Annotated in this window: 14 protein-coding genes; 8 read left to right on the top strand and 6 right to left on the bottom strand. The window is 69.1% G+C overall.

Features of this window, described 5'->3' with window-relative positions:
- Positions 1 to 16: 16 nt before the first annotated feature.
- A complete protein-coding gene (gene ubiB, locus V5F66_RS12455; protein WP_012114040.1) occupies positions 17 to 1,588 on the top strand; it encodes a 2-polyprenylphenol 6-hydroxylase in 1,572 nt (523 codons plus the stop codon).
- Positions 1,589 to 1,628: 40 nt separating this feature from the next.
- Here the strand turns inward: ubiB and V5F66_RS12450 are convergent, their stop codons facing one another.
- On the bottom strand, positions 1,629 to 2,396 hold the full coding sequence (locus V5F66_RS12450) for a class I SAM-dependent methyltransferase (protein ID WP_012114041.1): 768 nt from the start codon (positions 2,394 to 2,396) through the stop codon (positions 1,629 to 1,631).
- A 168-nt stretch (positions 2,397 to 2,564) separates the two neighbouring features.
- Here V5F66_RS12450 and gloB point away from each other — a divergent pair, with 168 nt between their 5' ends.
- Positions 2,565 to 3,338, top strand: coding sequence for a hydroxyacylglutathione hydrolase (gene gloB, locus V5F66_RS12445; protein WP_041575378.1), 774 nt, complete (start codon positions 2,565 to 2,567; stop codon positions 3,336 to 3,338).
- Between the two features lie 3 nt (positions 3,339 to 3,341).
- Positions 3,342 to 3,806, top strand: coding sequence for a cupin domain-containing protein (locus tag V5F66_RS12440; RefSeq protein ID WP_393999326.1), 465 nt, complete (start codon positions 3,342 to 3,344; stop codon positions 3,804 to 3,806).
- A gap of 238 nt (positions 3,807 to 4,044) precedes the next feature.
- Here V5F66_RS12440 and V5F66_RS12435 read toward each other — a convergent pair whose 3' ends face one another.
- The 3 genes from V5F66_RS12435 to V5F66_RS12425 form a co-directional block, all read right to left on the bottom strand.
- Positions 4,045 to 4,590 carry a sigma-70 family RNA polymerase sigma factor gene (locus V5F66_RS12435; protein WP_012114045.1) on the bottom strand — a complete coding sequence of 182 codons (546 nt, stop codon included), beginning with the start codon at positions 4,588 to 4,590 and terminating at the stop codon, positions 4,045 to 4,047.
- Between the two features lie 372 nt (positions 4,591 to 4,962).
- Entirely contained in the window at positions 4,963 to 5,253 is a 291-nt protein-coding gene (locus V5F66_RS12430) for a con-10 family general stress protein (protein ID WP_041575380.1), read from the bottom strand.
- A 283-nt stretch (positions 5,254 to 5,536) separates the two neighbouring features.
- The gene (locus tag V5F66_RS12425) at positions 5,537 to 7,327 is read right to left on the bottom strand and encodes a sensor histidine kinase (protein ID WP_394093969.1); all 1,791 of its coding nucleotides are present in this window, start codon (positions 7,325 to 7,327) and stop codon (positions 5,537 to 5,539) included.
- Positions 7,328 to 7,622: 295 nt separating this feature from the next.
- On the opposite strand from V5F66_RS12425, the gene V5F66_RS12420 reads away from it, so the two are divergent.
- Positions 7,623 to 8,414, top strand: a complete 792-nt coding sequence (locus tag V5F66_RS12420) for a response regulator (protein WP_393999328.1) — start codon at positions 7,623 to 7,625, stop codon at positions 8,412 to 8,414.
- 176 nt (positions 8,415 to 8,590) lie between these two features.
- Positions 8,591 to 8,890, top strand: coding sequence for a DUF883 family protein (locus V5F66_RS12415; RefSeq protein ID WP_394093968.1), 300 nt, complete (start codon positions 8,591 to 8,593; stop codon positions 8,888 to 8,890).
- Positions 8,891 to 8,938: 48 nt separating this feature from the next.
- Here V5F66_RS12415 and V5F66_RS12410 read toward each other — a convergent pair whose 3' ends face one another.
- Complete coding sequence (locus V5F66_RS12410) at positions 8,939 to 11,833, bottom strand: hybrid sensor histidine kinase/response regulator (RefSeq protein WP_394093967.1); 2,895 nt, start codon at positions 11,831 to 11,833, stop codon at positions 8,939 to 8,941.
- 416 nt (positions 11,834 to 12,249) lie between these two features.
- Positions 12,250 to 12,768 carry a PRC-barrel domain-containing protein gene (locus V5F66_RS12405; protein ID WP_012114051.1) on the bottom strand — a complete coding sequence of 173 codons (519 nt, stop codon included), beginning with the start codon at positions 12,766 to 12,768 and terminating at the stop codon, positions 12,250 to 12,252.
- A 322-nt stretch (positions 12,769 to 13,090) separates the two neighbouring features.
- On the opposite strand from V5F66_RS12405, the gene V5F66_RS12400 reads away from it, so the two are divergent.
- The 3 genes from V5F66_RS12400 to V5F66_RS12390 all read left to right on the top strand — a co-directional run bounded on the left by V5F66_RS12400 (position 13,091) and on the right by V5F66_RS12390 (position 15,470).
- A complete protein-coding gene (locus V5F66_RS12400) occupies positions 13,091 to 13,570 on the top strand; it encodes a tellurite resistance TerB family protein (RefSeq protein WP_012114052.1) in 480 nt (159 codons plus the stop codon).
- A complete protein-coding gene (locus V5F66_RS12395) occupies positions 13,554 to 14,420 on the top strand; it encodes a glutamine amidotransferase (RefSeq protein WP_394093966.1) in 867 nt (288 codons plus the stop codon). The genes V5F66_RS12400 and V5F66_RS12395 overlap by 17 nt, the downstream gene beginning before the upstream one ends.
- Positions 14,421 to 14,546: 126 nt before the next feature.
- Positions 14,547 to 15,470 carry a sugar phosphate isomerase/epimerase family protein gene (locus tag V5F66_RS12390; RefSeq protein ID WP_394093965.1) on the top strand — a complete coding sequence of 308 codons (924 nt, stop codon included), beginning with the start codon at positions 14,547 to 14,549 and terminating at the stop codon, positions 15,468 to 15,470.
- The last annotated feature ends 53 nt before the right edge of the window (positions 15,471 to 15,523 follow it).

Below are 15,523 nucleotides of genomic sequence, written 5' to 3'. Positions count from 1 at the left end.
CGCGCGGCCTTTGACCATGATCTTCTTTCTCGCCGCCGACGCGGCGCGGCTCGCCCGCGCCGGCTACGTGCTCGCCCGCGAAGGCGTGCTCTCCCTCATGTCGCCGGCGGCGGCGCCGCCCCTGGCGCGCCCGCTGCTGCGCATCGCCCGGCTGATCGCCCGCAAGGATGCCGGCAGCCGTCCGGCGCGCTTCTCCGCGGCCCTGTCCCGGCTCGGCCCGTCCTATGTGAAGCTCGGCCAGTTCCTCGCCACCCGGCCGGACGTGGTGGGCGCCTCGGTGGCCCGCGACCTGGAAGTGCTGCAGGACCGCATGCCCATCATCGGGCAGGAGGTGGCGGAGGCCACCGTCGCCGAGGCCTTCGAGCGGCCGGTGCACGAGGTCTATGCGCAGTTCGGCCCGGCGGTGGCCGCGGCCTCCATCGCCGAGGTCCACAAGGCCGAGGTGGCGGACAAGGACGGCACCCGCCACACGGTGGCGGTGAAGATCCTGCGGCCCGGCGTGGAGCGTCGCTTCTCCTCCGACATGGGCTCGTTCCGCCGCATCGCCCATTTTGCCGAGGCCAATTTTGCCGAGGCCCGGCGGCTGCGGCTGGAAACCGTGGTGGATACGCTGGCCCGCTCGGTGTCCATGGAAATGGACCTGCGCCTTGAGGCCGCCGCCTATGCGGAGCTGGCCGAGAACATCGGCGCGGACAAGGAAATCCACGTTCCCCGCGTGGACTGGGACCGCTCCGGCCGCGAGGTGCTGACCACCGAATGGATCGACGGCATCAAGCTCTCCGACAAGGAGGCGCTGGTGGCGGCCGGGCACGATCTCAAGGAGATCGCCCGCGTCGTCATGCAGTCGTTCCTGAAGCAGGCCATGCGCGACGGCTTCTTCCATGCCGACATGCATCCCGGCAATTTGTTCGTGGATGCCCAGGGCCGCCTCGTGATCGTGGATTGTGGCATCATGGGCCGCCTTGGCCTGAAGGAGCGGCGCTTCCTCGCCGAGATCCTCTACGGCTTCATCACCCGCAACTGGCGGCGCACGGCGGAAGTACATTTCGAGGCCGGCTACGTGCCGCTCCATCACTCGGTCGATGATTTCGCCCTGGCCATCCGCGCCATCGGCGAGCCCATCCACTCGCGCACCGCCGACCAGATCTCCATGGCCCGCCTTCTGGCGCTGCTGCTGGAGGTGACCGCTTTGTTCGACATGCAGACCCGGCCCGAGCTGCTGCTGCTGCAGAAGACCATGGTGGTGGTGGAAGGCGTCGCCCGCTCCCTCGATCCGCAGCTCGACATGTGGAAGACGGCCCGCCCGGTGGTGGAGGACTGGATCGCCGGCAATCTCGGGCCCGTCGGCCAGCTCCAACGCGCCGGCGGCGGCCTGTCCGAAATGGCCCATTTCGCCGCCACCTTGCCGGGGCTTCTCACCCGCACCGGGCGGGTGATGGAGCAGCTCGATGTGGCGACGCGGGACGGCCTGAGCCTGTCGCCCGCCTCCCTTGAGGGCATCGGCCGCGCCGAGGCCAAGCGCGCCTTCTGGGGCAACCTCGCCCTGTGGGTCATCGCCGCCGCCCTGCTGGGCATCTGGCTGGGGTGAACGCAAGGCGCGTCGGTATGAAAACCCGCCGCCCGTCCGCTCACTCCGGCATGGATTGCGGGAGGCGCACCCGCCCCGCCGGCGCCGGGCTGCCCACGAGGCTGCCGTCCAGCGCCGGTTCCAGCACCGGGGCGAGGCGGGGCTTGCGGGCGGGGATGGGGCGATAGAGCTGCTTGGTCGCCTCCACCACCAGCACGCCGGAGAACGGCAGGGAGAACTGGGCGCCGACGCGCTCCCATGCCACCGCCGTGCGCAGGAACCAGCGGCTCGGCGGCGCATAAAGTGCCTCGTTCCAGCCCACGGGGGTGAACAGGGCCTGCCGCAGCAGCGCAACCACCTGGCCGCGGGAGAACGGGCGGCCGTTGCCGAACGGCGTGGTGTCGATCCGGGCCCACACCCCGCGCCGGTTGGGCACCACCGCCAGCAGCCGCCCGCCGGGGGCGAGCACCCGCCACACCTCGCTCAGCATCTCAGCGGCATTGGGGGTCATCTCCAAAGCGTGCACCGCCACCACCCGGTCCATGCTGGCGGTGGGAAACGGCAGCAGGGTCTCGTCGGCCAGCGTCGCCAGCGTCGGCGCGGCGGAGGGCCAGCGCACCACCCCCTGCGCCGCCGGCATCACCGCAAGGCAGCGCTCGGCCTCCTCGCGGAACACGCCGAGGTAAGGTGTCGCATAGCCGAGGCCCAGGACGCGCAGGTTGGTGACGTTGTCGAAGCGCGAGCGGATGGCCCGCCCCAGCAGGCGCCGCGTCATGATACCGAGGGGCTGGGCGTAGAAATTGCGCAGGTCGACGACGTCGAGAAACATGGATCCCCTTCTCCCGGCCGCCACCGGTCTGCCGAACACGGGGTGTGCACACCCCGCCGGCCGCTCTTCCGCTCGGCGGCTTAATAGAGGATCATGCCGGCCGCGTCCGCAACCCATTCGGGCGCTGTGTCGAATGCCGTTCCGCTCGCGCTCCGGAGACCCGAGACCGTGCCAGCCGAAATCCGCCTCGTCCCCTGCCTCTCCGACAATTATGCCGTCCTGATCCACGATCCGGTCACCGAGGCGACCGCCGTGGTGGACGTGCCCGAGGCGACTCCCGTCATCGCAGCGCTGGAGAAGGAGGGCTGGAACCTCACCCACATCCTCGTCACCCATCACCATGCCGACCACACCCAGGGCATCCCCGCTGTGAAGGCGCGATTCGGCGCCACCGTGGTGGGGCCGAAATCCGAGGCCGACAAGATCCCCGGCCTCGACGTGACGGTGGTGGACGGCGATCCGGTGGCCGTGGGCTCGCTGGTGGGGCGGGTGCTGGAGACCCCCGGCCACACCGCCGGCCCCGCCACCTACCTGTTCGAGGGCGAGAAGCTGCTGTTCGCCGGCGATACCCTGTTCACCCTGGGCTGCGGCCGGCCGCTGGAATGCGAGCCGCCGGTGCTGTGGGACTCGCTGCAGCGCCTGCGTGCGCTGCCGGAGGACCTTCAGGTCTACAGCGGCCACGAATACACCCTGGCCAATGCCCGCTTCGCCGCCACGGTCGACCCGGACAATCCCGCCCTCATCCGCCTTTATGGCGACGCGCAGCGCAAGCGGGACGCCGGCTCCCCCACCATCCCCTCGCGCCTCGGCGACGAGGTGGCCGCCAACCCCTTCCTGCGCGCGGACGATCCCGGCATGGCGGAGCGCCTCGGCATGGCGGGGGCCGAGCCGGCCCTCGTCTTCACCGAGCTGCGGCTGCGCAAGAACGCCTTCAAGGGCTGAACGGTGGCTGATGGGCTCAACGGGCTGACCGCCGAGGAGGTGGTCGCCCTCCTCCAGCTCCAGCCGCACCCGGAGGGCGGGCATTTCCGCGAGACCTTCCGGGATCGGCCGGCAGGCCGCGATGCTGCAGGCGGGGCGCGGGGCGCCTCCACCGCCATCTATTTCCTGCTGAAAGAGGGCCAGCGCTCCCACTGGCACCGGGTGGACGCGGCCGAAATCTGGCACTGGCATGCCGGCGCGCCGCTGACGCTTGCCATCGCCGATGGCGAGGGGCGGCGCGAGGTGGCGCTGGGGCCGGATCTCAAGGCGGGGGAGCGGCCGCAGGCGGTGGTGCCGCCGTTCGCGTGGCAGGCGGCGCAAAGCCGGGGGGCGTGGACGCTGGTGGGCTGCACCGTGGCGCCGGCGTTCCAGTTCGAGGGCTTCGAACTGGCCCCGCCCGGCTGGGAGCCGGACGAAGGGCCGGCTTAGCGCCCGTCTGGAAACCGAAAAGAGGCATAGCCGCAAGCGCCAGCGTCATGCCCGGGCTTGTCCCGGGTATCCACGCCGAACCGCTTGGGAAGGCTTGCCCAAATTATTCCAGGCCTCGCCGCGTGGAGGGCCGGGACAAGCCCGGCCGTGACGGCGGTCAGAGCCTGAGAAGGAGGGGAGCGCCAAGCCCGCGCGGCGAGTGAGCGAAGTCAGCGTCCCGCGCGGCGATGGAGCGCGATCAGCCGACGCTGCGGGCGGCCGACAAGGCGACCGCGTCGCCTTCCACCACGTCGGCGGTGTTCTCGGCGCCCATGAGCACCAGCAGCTTGGCGCGGGCGCGGTTCACCCGGCTCTTGATGGTGCCCAGCGCGCAGCCGCACACCTCCGCCGCTTCCTCGTAGGACAGGCCCGCCGCGCCCACCAGCACCAGCGCCTCGCGCTGGTCGTCGGGCAGCCGGGCCAGGGCCTCCTTGAGGGAGGACAGGGTCGCCGACCATTCCTGGCTCGGACCGATGTTGGTGTCCTGCTGGGCCAGGGCGCTCATGCCGTCGTTCTCGCGGCGGCGCTTGCGGATCTCGGTGTAATAGGTGTTGCGCAGGATGGTGAAGAGCCATGCGCGCAGGTTCGTGCCCGGATCGAACTTGTCCATGTTGGACAAGGCCTTGAGCAGGGTTTCCTGCACCAGGTCGTCGGCTTCCGTGCGGTTGCGTGTCAGCGACCGCGCGAAGGCGCGCAGCGCCGGGAGGAATTCGAGCACCTGCGTGCGCAGGGCGGCGGCATCCATGTCTCGACGACCCCTTTCCGGGAGATCCCCTTCGCGATCCGCGAGCAAGTCCATTCGGTGACCTATCTTTCGGGCGAAACGGTGGGGCAACACAGGGTGTTGCCGGGAAGGGCGTTGCGGCGGTTCACCGCGCGAGATCCTGTACGAAGCGCCCGGCGGTCTGGCGCACCGCAGAGGGGCGCCGGGCCAAGAAAACGAGTCCCCGCACGCCGTCGTCCTCCCTGAAATCCCCGGTCCCGACCGGCTTGCGCCGAACGGGACCCCAGCCGTATCAAAGCCGCGCCGCACGCAAGCTCGGCCTTTCGTCATGCAGCTCAACGTCGCCACGGGCCTGTCGGTTCCATCACTGGCGCCGGTATCCGGAGGCTGCGCTCAGGTGGTGCCGCCGGTGGGGGGCGTGCCGCCCGACTGGCTGCTCTTCTGCCCGCCCTTCTGTCCGGCCTGCGAGGCCAGAGCCCGGTCGCGGGAGAAGCTGCGATGCTCGTCGGCGACGCTCTGCCCGCCCTTGCGGCCGGCTTCCGCCGCCAGCGCGCGATTCTGGAAAAAGCTGCGCTTTTCGGCGGGAACGCTTTCGCCGCCCTTGCGGGCGATGGCCTTCTGCTTCTCCGCATCCATGGCGGCGAACCCGCGTTGCGACGTGCCCTTGGTTCGAGCCTTGTCCATGTGCTCTGCTCCTGCCAATTGGGACCGTATCGCCATGGCGATACCCCTTGAACCGGATCTGGTCGGATGTTTCGGCGGATCCGTCTCCCGATCCTATGAGAATGCGGTGCCCGGTGGGCTTGCTCGGCAAGCCGTTCGGCGCCTGCTTCTAGGACAACGAGCCAGGGCGGCTCCGGTTCCGATTGAACCGCCCAAGTTTGAGCCGGCGCTCGGCCCGATCCTGCAGTCGTGAGGAAAAACCGCCGTTTCCGCCCCGGTGCCCGGCACCGGCGTGCGGAAGGCTTCAGGCCATGCGGCCGGTATTGGGGCCTGTGGTCCGGGGTACTGTCGTCCTGGGTCCTGTGTTGGGGCGGCAAGGGAAGTCGCCGGCCACCACCAGGCCGCCGCCGGCCTCGTCGCGGCAGCCGAGGCTGCCTCCGAGCTGGGCGGCAAATCCGGAGGCGAGGTCGGTGGCCGAGCCTTTCGAGTCCCAGGTCCCCGTGGCGCTGCGCAGGGCGATGTGGAGGCGCTCGCCATTCCGGCTTCCGCTCAACAGCACGGCAGCGGACCCGGTGCCCTGCGGCAGGGCGAGGTTGAGCGCCACTTCCACCACCATGAGGGCAAGGGGCACAGCCATGTCGGTGGGCAGGGGCGCATCCTGCAACTCCACGGTGATGCGGACATTGGCGTCGGTGCTGCCCTCGATCAGCGAGGCCAGCTCGCCGAGCAGCTCGCGCAGGTGCACCTGGGAGCCGTCATTGGCCTCGTAGAGGATGCGGTGGACCAGGGCGAGGGTGTTCACCCGCAGCCGTAGCTGGTCGAAGCGGCGGCGGTCCTCGCTCTTGCCGATACCCGATCCGTAGAGGCTGAGCAGGCTCACCACCACCTGCAGGCTGTTCTTGATGCGGTGGTGGATCTCGCGCACCAGCGCGGTCTTCTCGGCCAGGTTCTCGCGCAGACGGGCGTCGCGGTGGCGCACGGCGAAGGCCATGTTCTCCACCGCATGGCCGAGCACGCGGAATTCCGAGGGCGCCGCTCCGAGGCGGGTAGGGCGGAAGCCGTAGTGGCCCTGGGCATAGACCGCCGTCACCCGGCGCAGATAAAGCAGCCAGCGCAGGATGATGCGGTCCACCGCCACCCACAGGGCGGCGAGCGACAGGATGATGATGAGCGCCGGCAGGGCGATGCTCGCCGCCACCGTCACGAAGGTCCAGCCGAACAGCCGGTCCGAGGGCATGGCGAAGGCCACGGTGAGGCCGTCGCGGTCCAGCGGCGCGGTGGCGAAGGTCCAGCTCTTGCCGGCGGGATCGGTGCTTTCGTAGAGATTGCTGCGTACGTCCTGGCCGGAAGTCTGGAACATCTCGCGCTGGAACAGGGCGGCGCTCATGGTCCGGGCATTGGACACCAGCTCCTGCCCCCGGTTGGAGAACAGGGCGACGATGCCCGCTGAGGGCGGGATCTGCTGCTTCAGCAGGTTGTCGAGCCATCTGATATCGATGCCCAGGGCGATGGCGCCTTCCAGCCGCCCGGCGGCGTCGCGCAGCGGCAGGATGCCCACCAGCACGTCCAGATTGGCACCGGGGCTGCGCGTCGGCCCCACCAGGCTGAAGCCGGTCCTGCCTATGGCCTCCTTCCACCAGGGCTCCTCGCCCACCGAGCGGCCGGGGAAGGGCAGGGCGGCGCAGGTCACCCTGCCCTGGGCATCGAGCACGCCGATATTGGCGGCGAAGGGCAGGCTGATGGTGGCGCCACGCAGGGTGGCCGCGCAGCTTTGGCCGGCCGCGCGCACCTCTTCCACGTTCTTGAGCGCATAGAGCACGTTTTCTGTGGAGGCGAAGATGTTCTGCTGGCTGACGGCGGCGGCCACGGCCTGCTGCAGCAGGCGCTGGCGCGCAGCTTCCTCCGCATCGGAGAGCTGCATCACGCCCTGGACGATGTTCAGCACCGCGATGGGGGCCAGCGCGAGCAGGACCACGAGGACGAGGCGGCGCCGCACGCTGTCGAAAAGCGTGCGCGGCTGCCCGACTGCCGAGGCAAAGATGGAGCTGCGCTCCCTGTTTCGTGCCCGTGCGGCCTCCGCCTTGCCCAAATCCATGATCGCTCCGCAAGGACAGCGGCGCGCCGGACCCCCCGGAAACCCGTGCCCGCGCCTCTTTTCTGCGGCCTCCGGCGGCAGCCGGAAACGCGCGGCTTATGCTCGTCTGCGCTAGCAGTATAATGCGGCAGGCGGCGCGCGGTTCCCGTAACATGGGAACTTCCGGCCAGGCTTAGGCGTTACGAGGCTTTGACAGCTATCGCTTCAGCTTGTGGCCCGGGCTCCGGCAAAGTTCGCGCTTTGCCGGTCGGGTCGGCAAGTCGGATTGCAACACGACAGTTCCAAGGGATTTCGCATGGCATCGAACTCGCTCGTCAAGCAGCTACCGTTCCTGCGCCGCTATACGCGGGCGCTCGTGGGCTCGCAGGCGGCCGGCGATCTCCTGGTGCAGAACACGCTCCAGGCTATCCTGGACCGCAAGGTGGCGGTGGATACCACCGTCTCGCCCCGGGTCGCGCTCTACAAGGCATTCCACGAGGTGTGGAACCGCCAGCCGCAAGGCGGCGCGGTGCCCTCGCGCGCCGACCAGCGCCTCCAGGCCATGGACCTGTCCTCCCGCGTGGCGCTGCTTCTGACCGCCATGGAGGGGTTCTCCTTCGCCGAGACCGCCAACATCCTCGGCACCTCCCTCGATGAGGTGGAGGCCCAGGTGGTGGCGGCCCAGCGCGAGATCGACCGGCAGATCGCCACCCGCGTCCTCATCATTGAGGACGAATGGGTGATCGCCCTCGACCTGAAGACCCTGGTGAGCGAGCTGGGCCACGAGGTCATCGGCGTCGCCCCCACCCATGCCAAGGCGGTGGAGCTGGCCAAGGCCGGCAATTTCGGCCTGGTGCTCGCCGACATCCAGCTCGCCGACGGCTCCTCGGGCATCGAGGCGGTGACCGAGATCCTGGAGAGCTTCAACGTGCCGGTGATCTTCATCACCGCCTTCCCCGACCGCCTGCTCACCGGCGAGCGGCCGGAGCCGACCTATCTCATCACCAAGCCGTTCCTGACCGAGACGGTGAAGGCCACCATCGCCCAGGCCCTGTTCTTCCACGAGGCGAAGTCCGAGCCCGAGAGCCTCAAGGCCAAGACGGCCTGATGAAGACCGACTGATCACAAGGCGGGTGCCGGCGGAACCATCGCGCCTCCCAGGTCGTCTCTACAGGGAAGGGCGAGGGCCGGGTGACCGGCCCTCGCCCGTTCCGGACAGCGACGGCCTGACCGCAGTTTCGAGGTGCCCACCTCGCCACCTGAATTCACCCGTGGAGACACCACATGGTCCAGAAGCCCGAAATCGTGAGCACCACCCCCGAGCCGAGCCTGAGCGATGTCCGCGCCGACCTCGACCAGCTGCGGGCGGATTTCGCCCAGCTGATCGAAACCCTCGGCAAGACCGCAAAGCACGGCGTCAAGGGCGCGAAGGGTGAGGCGACCAACGCCGCCGAGGATGTGACCGACTGGGCCGAGGGCCAGTTCCTGACCCTGCGCGAGAGCATCCGCGAGCAGCCCATCACCGCCTGCGCCATCGCCGCCGGCGTCGGCGTGATCCTGGGCCAGATCCTGCTGCGCCGCTGAGCGCCCACTGAGCGCCCACGAACCGGGGTGCGGGCGCCGCCGGCGCCCTCACTCGCTCTCGATGTTGAAGCCGAGCTTGCGCAGGCCATTGCGCAGGGTGGCGCCGTCATAGGGCTTGCCCATGAGCGCGATCCTGGGCGAGGCGCCGAATTCCGCTTCCAGTTCCTGGGTGCCGTAGCCGGTGGCGATGATCACCGGCAGGCCGGGCGCGATGGCGCCGAGCCGGCGCACCACTTCGTCCCCGTTCATGTCCGGAAGGCCCACGTCCACCACCGCCAGCACCAGGGCGTTGCGCGACAGGTCGGGCACCGACGCCTCGGCATGGGCCAGCGCCGCGTGGCCATGGGACGCCACCGTGACCTCGAAGCCGTGATCCTCCAGGATCTGCCGCGCCACCATGGCGACGAACGGCTCGTCCTCCACCAGCAGCACAGTGCCGCGATGTCCCGGCGCCTCAAGCACGTCTTTCACTTTCGTGACCAACTCTGCCTGGGTGAACGGCTTGGTCAGGAGGCGCACCCCGTGGTCCAGCCGTCCGTTCTCACTGGCAGCATTTTTCGCATATGCGGTCGTAAATAGCACCCTTACCGTGGTGAGCCGCCGCCGCACCTCGTCCGCCAGATGGCGTCCGTCCATGCGCTGGGCGTCGGTGCCGAGGCGCAGGTCGGTGAGGAGCAGGTCGGGCACGGCGCCGCCCTCCAGCGTCGCGAGGGCGGAGGCGGCGTCGGCGGCCTCCACCACCGTGTGCCCGGCATCGCGCAGGGCCTTGGTCGAGAGCGCGCGGAGGGCGGCGTCGTCCTCCACCAGCAGCACGCGGGCGGCGCCGGTATGGGGCGCGTGGTCCGCGTCGGGGTCGACCGGCTCACCCGCCACGTCGTCGGGGTGACGCGGCAGGTAAAGCTTCACCGTGGTGCCCTCGCCGGGGGCGCTGTAGATCATCACGTGGCCGCCCGACTGCTTGACGAAGCCGTAGACCTGGCTGAGGCCGAGCCCGGTCCCCTCGCGCGGGCCCTTGGTGGTGAAGAACGGCTCGAACGCCCGCGCCCGCACCTCCTCGGCCATGCCGGAGCCGGTGTCGCACACGAAGACCGCCACATACTGGCCCGGCTCCAGGTCCTCGTGGGCGGCGCAATAGGCCTCGTCCAGATAGGCGTTGGCGGTCTCGATGGTCAGCGTGCCGCCCGCGGGCATGGCATCGCGGCCGTTGACCCCGAGGTTGAGGATGGCGTTCTCCAGCTGGTTGTGGTCGATCTCGGCGCACCAGAGGCCGCCGGCCAGCACGGTTTCCACCGTCACCTTCTCGCCCAGCGCGCTGCGCAGCATGTCGGACATGCCGGTGATCAGCTTGTTGATGTCGGTGGGGCGCGGGTCCAGCGGCTGGCGGCGCGAAAAGGCGAGCAGCTGCTGGGTCAGGGTGGCGGCCCGAAGCGCGCCCTGGCGGCCGTAATCGAGGAAGCGCCGGATGTCGGTGGCGTCCTTGTTGGTGTCGTCCCTGGGCACGCGCCGCTCGGCCGCCTCCAGGTTGCCGATGATGACGGTGAGCAGATTGTTGAAATCGTGGGCGATGCCGCCGGTGAGCTGGCCCACCGCCTCCATCTTCTGGGCCTGCCGCAGCTGGGCCTCGGCCTTCAGGCGGTCTTCCATCTCCTGCTTGAGCAGGGCGTTGGCGCGGGCCAGTTCCATGGTGCGGGCGCTGGCGAGCCGCTCCAGATCCTCGTTGGTGCGGGCGAGCGCCTCGCGCGCGGCGACGATCTCGGAAATGTCGGTGCAGCTGCCGTACCAGCGGTCGATGCGTCCGTCGTCGTCGCGCACCGGGACCGCGCGGCACAGGAACCAGCGATAGCTGCCGTCACCGGCGCGGAACCGGCATTCGCGCGAATAGGGCTTGCCCGATTCCAGGCTGCCCTTCCATTCATCGAGGGCGGCGGCCTGGTCTTCCGGATGGAGGTGGGTGTGCCACTCCGACACCTCGCCGGCCGGCGGGGTTACGCCGGTATATTCGCTCCAGCGGTGGTTGTAGTAGTCGCCCTTGCCGTCCGGGGTCGCGGTCCAGACCATCTTGGGCAGGGCCTCGGCGAGCAGGCGGTAGCGTTGCTCGCTCTCGGCCAGGGCCTTCTCGGCGGTCTTGCGCCCGGTGATCTCGGTGACGATCATGCCCACGAGGCCGATGGCCTCGCCTGCCGTGCGCACGGGGAAGAAGCTGACCAGGAAGTGGCGCCACACCCCCGGAGCCGCCGGGGTGGCGCCTTCCACCTCCACGTCGGCGAGGACGGCGCCGGTGGCGCGCACCTGCTCGAGACCGGGAGTGATGGCGCCGGAGAGCTGGGGCAGCATGTCGGCGAGGGAGCGGCCCACGTGTTCCCCGGCCGGAATGCCCACCATCCGCGCCAGGGTCTCGTTGACCCGAATGAAGCGCAACTGGCGGTCGAAGAAGGCAAAGCCCACGGGGGCGTGCTGCAGCAGGGCTTCCAGGGTCGCCACCACGGAGTTCTGTTCGGCCACCGCCGCCAGGAGCGCGCCGTGGGTGGCATTCAGGCGGCGGACGCTGACCCGTATCAACGATCCGATCAGCCACAGGCCGAGGGCGTTCACCGTGAAGGAGAACAGCCCCGCCACCGCGCCGAAGCCGCCGTCGGCAGGGGCGCCCAAGCCGCCGCCCAGATTGCTCCACGCATGGCTGGGCAGCAGCGCGGCATTGGCGAGGGCGAGGGCCACCACGGCGCCAAAGCCCACCCGCGCCCCGCTGATCAGCGTCACCACGATGATGGCCGGCAGCTGGAACAGGAACGGCGCCAGTTCCCGAAGCGACAGGCTGAGGCCGTAGCGCAGGCCGAATGCTCCCGCCAGCACCACGCCGGCGAACCATAGCCGCGACGCCAGCGAGCGCGGCTCTGAAATGATTTTGAGGAACAGGCCGACAAGGCCCCGGCTGGACAGGTTCATCCATGCTCCTGCAGCGAACGGGCCGCCACAATGCCCTTGATGGGGCGTCAGTTTCAACCATCGAGCCGCCGGATGGTTTCCACCGCTCACGATCACTGATGGCTTAACGCGAGAGCTACTAAAATACCGATAGCTGAATCGGGGGCGCTTGCCATCAGGACCTAGTCCTTAACAAGTTACCAACTGACCAAAGCGGGTTCTCACCCCGACGCCGAACCACTGCCACCTCCGCAAGCCGGAGCGGGTATCGAGGCATGGATCCGACTGGATCATCGATCTTCAGATCAAGACCCCAGCGCCTGTTGGCTTGTACAAGGTCCCGCCCAACGAAAAACGGGAGCCTCCCGGCTCCCGTTCCCCCACCGGGCATCCTCAACCGGCAGAGCGGTGGAGGATGCCCGTTATTCAGCCGCCGATCAGCGGGTGGTGGCGGGTGCCGTGGCCGGGGCCGGGTGAGCCGGCTTGGTCACGCTGCCGGTGGTGGAGGGCGCCGCGTCATACTTGGCGAACTCCGGCGCGGCCTTCAGCTCGTCCTTGGTCTTGCGGAGCACCAGGCGGTTCTTGCCGTCGGTGGCGCGGGTCATTTCCACCGCCTCGAACGGAACCGCCACATCCTTCTCGCCGACGCCGAGGAAGCCGCCGACGCCGATCACGGCCGCCAGCACATTGCCCGTGCGGTCGATGACCAGGTCGTTGATCTCGCCCAAATTCTCGTCGGCGGCGCCGTGCACCTTCATGCCGATGAGGTTGGAGGCCAGATGCTGGTCGGCCTTCTGCTGCTGGATGAAGGCCGAGTGACCCGAGGTCGCGCCCGGCGTCATCTGGGTCTTCGCGGCCGGGGTGTTGGGCGTGGCGGGCGGAACCGCGGTCTGGGCCATGGCGGTGGTGGACAGAAGAAGGGTCGCGGCGGCAGCGTAAATCGGCATCTTGTTCATGTTTTTCTCCTCAGGGAAATTGCGGATACGCGAATGGCTCAGGTCGAGGTGATCAGCGCGTAAGCTTCGCCGAAAAATCAGAAAACCTCTGCGCTTGCGATCTGGACACTGAACGATCGTCCGTCTCAATTTTATAGACAGGCGAAGGTGTTCATCTTCGGCCTGCTGCAAGGTAAACTCTGCGCCCACGGACCGGTTCCAACCTTAATTTGGGATGGTGCCTCCACCGGCCAGAGGCGCCGTGCCGAAGCGTGCGCCGCTCTTGCGCGGCGAAAGGCGGCATGGCACAGCCGGATCAGCCCCGAGCAAGGATAGAAGGCGCATGTTCCGCACCCTCTCCGACTTCATCACCGACATCACCGGCGGCGCCCGCGAGGCGGCGGCGTTCGACGAGACCGACTATCGCCTCGCCGCGGCCGCCCTGCTGGTGCACGTCATCTCCATCGACGGCGCGGTGACGGCGGAGGAGCAGGCCGTGCTGCGGACCATCCTCGCCAGCCGCTTCGGCCTGAACGCAAAGGAAAGCGAGGCTCTGGTTGAGCTTGCCATTGCCAAGGATGCCGAGGCGGTGGATCTTTATGCCTTCACCAGCGTGCTGAATCGCGCGTTGGACGACGAGGGTCGCCGCCGCATCGTGGAGATGATGTTCGAGGTCGCCTATGCCGATGGCGGCCTGAGCGAATTCGAGGACAACCTCGTGTGGCGCGCGGCCGAGCTTCTGAACGTCGGCTCGCGCGATCGCATCCGCATCCGCCGCGAGGTCCGGGAGGAGACGGAAACTGGCGGTGAGCAACCGGAATAGCTCTGGCGAAGGCTTTGGGCCGGGGGATCTGGACTCCTCAGGTCCGGACCCGGTGGAAGGTGCGGGCGCGGATCGCGTCACGACCACGAGCGGAACGCCGAGCGCAACGCCTGCCGCCGGCACCGTGCTGGTGGTGCTGCATCAGGCCCGCTCCACCCCCGGCCGCATCGGCGAGCGCCTTGAGCGGCGCGGTTATGCCCTGGACGTGCGCCGCCCCGCCCTGGGTGATGCCCTGCCCGAACGCCTCGACGGCCATGACGGGGTGGTGGTGTTCGGCGGCCCCATGAGCGCCAACGACCCGACCCCCTTCATCACCGAAGAGATCCGCCTGCTGGAGCGGGCGCTGGCCTCCGCCACCCCCAGCCTCGGCGTCTGCCTCGGCGCCCAGCTCATGGCCAAGGCCCTGGGCGCCCGCGTCGCCCCCCATGAGGAAGGGGCGTGCGAGATCGGCTACTACCCGCTGGAAGCCACAACGGCCGGCGCCGCGCTGATGCCGTGGCCGAGCCATGTCTACCATTGGCACTCGGAGGGCTTCGACCTGCCGGCGGGGGCGGACCTGCTCGCCACCGGCTCGGCCTTCCCCAACCAGGCGTTCCGCTATGGCGGCACCGCCTATGGCCTCCAGTTCCATCCCGAGGTGACGCGGGAGATGATGTGCGCCTGGACCGAGCGCGGCGCCCACCGCCTCACCAGCCCCGGCGCCCAGCCCCGCGAGGCGCACTTCGATGGCTGGGGGCGCTATGACGGCGCCGTGTGCCGCTGGCTTGATGCCTTCCTCGACGCGTTCCTGGGTCCTTGCCGTGGCTCGGGCATCGGGCCGGGCGGGCAAACCGAACCGAAGTCGGCCTGAACCGTGCCGATGGTGACGAACCTCCCGATATGGCATTGATCCCCGCACGACTGTCATCGTCCTGCGGTATGGTGGGCTAGCGATGCTGTTTCCGCCGGCCCGGCGGCGCTGATCTGGAGATCCACCATGGATGCCCGCACGCCCGCCGCCGCGATCCGCGGCATCGGCTATTCCATCCGCGCCACCGCGCCGGAGTTCGAGGACCTGCCCGCAAAGCTCGATGAGGCCGAGGGGCTTGGCGTTGATTTCGTTGAGCTTCCCGCTTTCGCCTGGAACCTCGTGGTGGACGGGCGGGTGCTGGAGGATCGCCTCGACCGGCTGGTGCGCATGACCGGGAACCGGCCGTTCGGCTATACGGTGCACGGGCCGCTCGCCATCAATCTCATGTCCCCCAAGGCCCGCCTGCCCCGCCACGAAGCGCTGCTGGATGCCATGATCGCCATCTCCGGCGCCCTGGGAGCCGTCAACCTCGTCCTCCACACCGGCTGCGTGCGCGGCGACGACGATGTGGACGTGGCCTATTCCCGCCAGCGCGATGCCCTCGCCCGGGCCGGCGACAAGGCCGGGGAGGCTGGCGTAACCCTTTGCGTTGAAAACATCTTCCGCTTTGAGCCCATGCGCGAGACGGCGCTGCCCTCGCGCCTCGCCGCCGAGCTGGACGCGTTGGACCACCCCCATGTGCGCGCCACCCTGGACGTGAGCCACGCCTTCCTGCGCACCACCGAGGCGCGGGTGGATTTCTTAAATGAGATCAGTGCTCTGGCCCCCTTCGCCCGGCATGTCCACGTGCACGACAGCTTCGGCCGGCCGCTGGAAAGCTGGACCATGGACGAGGCCGAGCGCCTCGCCCTCGGGGAGGGCGACCTCCACCTGCCGGTGGGCTGGGGCGCCATCAAATGGGAAGAGGTGGCAGCCCGCTGCCGCTTCGCCCCCGGCACCGTTGTGAACCTTGAGTTGCACCGCCGTTACTGGAGCGAGCTTCCCGCCCAGATCCCCGTAGTGCGCGCCCTCGCCGACCGCTTCGCCGAGGCCGCCGGCGTCCCGGCCTGAGGCAGCCCTCCCCGGCGGGACGAAGAAAACACGTTAAAACAATCAGCTAGAGC

Origin of the sequence: Xanthobacter versatilis (assembly GCF_043193975.1) — a bacterium.
Taxonomy (GTDB): domain Bacteria; phylum Pseudomonadota; class Alphaproteobacteria; order Rhizobiales; family Xanthobacteraceae; genus Xanthobacter; species Xanthobacter autotrophicus_E.
This window is presented reverse-complemented; position numbering and strand designations above follow the sequence as displayed.

Bases quoted from the DNA above. Each gene is read 5' to 3' on its own strand.
- ubiB (WP_012114040.1), top strand. From the start codon at position 17: ATGATCTTCTTTCTCGCCGCCGACGCGGCGCGGCTCGCCCGCGCCGGC.
- V5F66_RS12450 (WP_012114041.1), bottom strand. From the start codon at position 2,396: ATGTTTCTCGACGTCGTCGACCTGCGCAATTTCTACGCCCAGCCCCTC.
- V5F66_RS12435 (WP_012114045.1), bottom strand. From the start codon at position 4,590: ATGGATGCCGCCGCCCTGCGCACGCAGGTGCTCGAATTCCTCCCGGCG.
- V5F66_RS12430 (WP_041575380.1), bottom strand. From the start codon at position 5,253: ATGGACAAGGCTCGAACCAAGGGCACGTCGCAACGCGGGTTCGCCGCC.
- V5F66_RS12425 (WP_394093969.1), bottom strand. From the start codon at position 7,327: ATGGATTTGGGCAAGGCGGAGGCCGCACGGGCACGAAACAGGGAGCGC.
- V5F66_RS12420 (WP_393999328.1), top strand. From the start codon at position 7,623: ATGGCATCGAACTCGCTCGTCAAGCAGCTACCGTTCCTGCGCCGCTAT.
- V5F66_RS12415 (WP_394093968.1), top strand. From the start codon at position 8,591: ATGGTCCAGAAGCCCGAAATCGTGAGCACCACCCCCGAGCCGAGCCTG.
- V5F66_RS12410 (WP_394093967.1), bottom strand. From the start codon at position 11,833: ATGAACCTGTCCAGCCGGGGCCTTGTCGGCCTGTTCCTCAAAATCATT.
- V5F66_RS12405 (WP_012114051.1), bottom strand. From the start codon at position 12,768: ATGAACAAGATGCCGATTTACGCTGCCGCCGCGACCCTTCTTCTGTCC.
- V5F66_RS12400 (WP_012114052.1), top strand. From the start codon at position 13,091: ATGTTCCGCACCCTCTCCGACTTCATCACCGACATCACCGGCGGCGCC.
- V5F66_RS12390 (WP_394093965.1), top strand. From the start codon at position 14,547: ATGGATGCCCGCACGCCCGCCGCCGCGATCCGCGGCATCGGCTATTCC.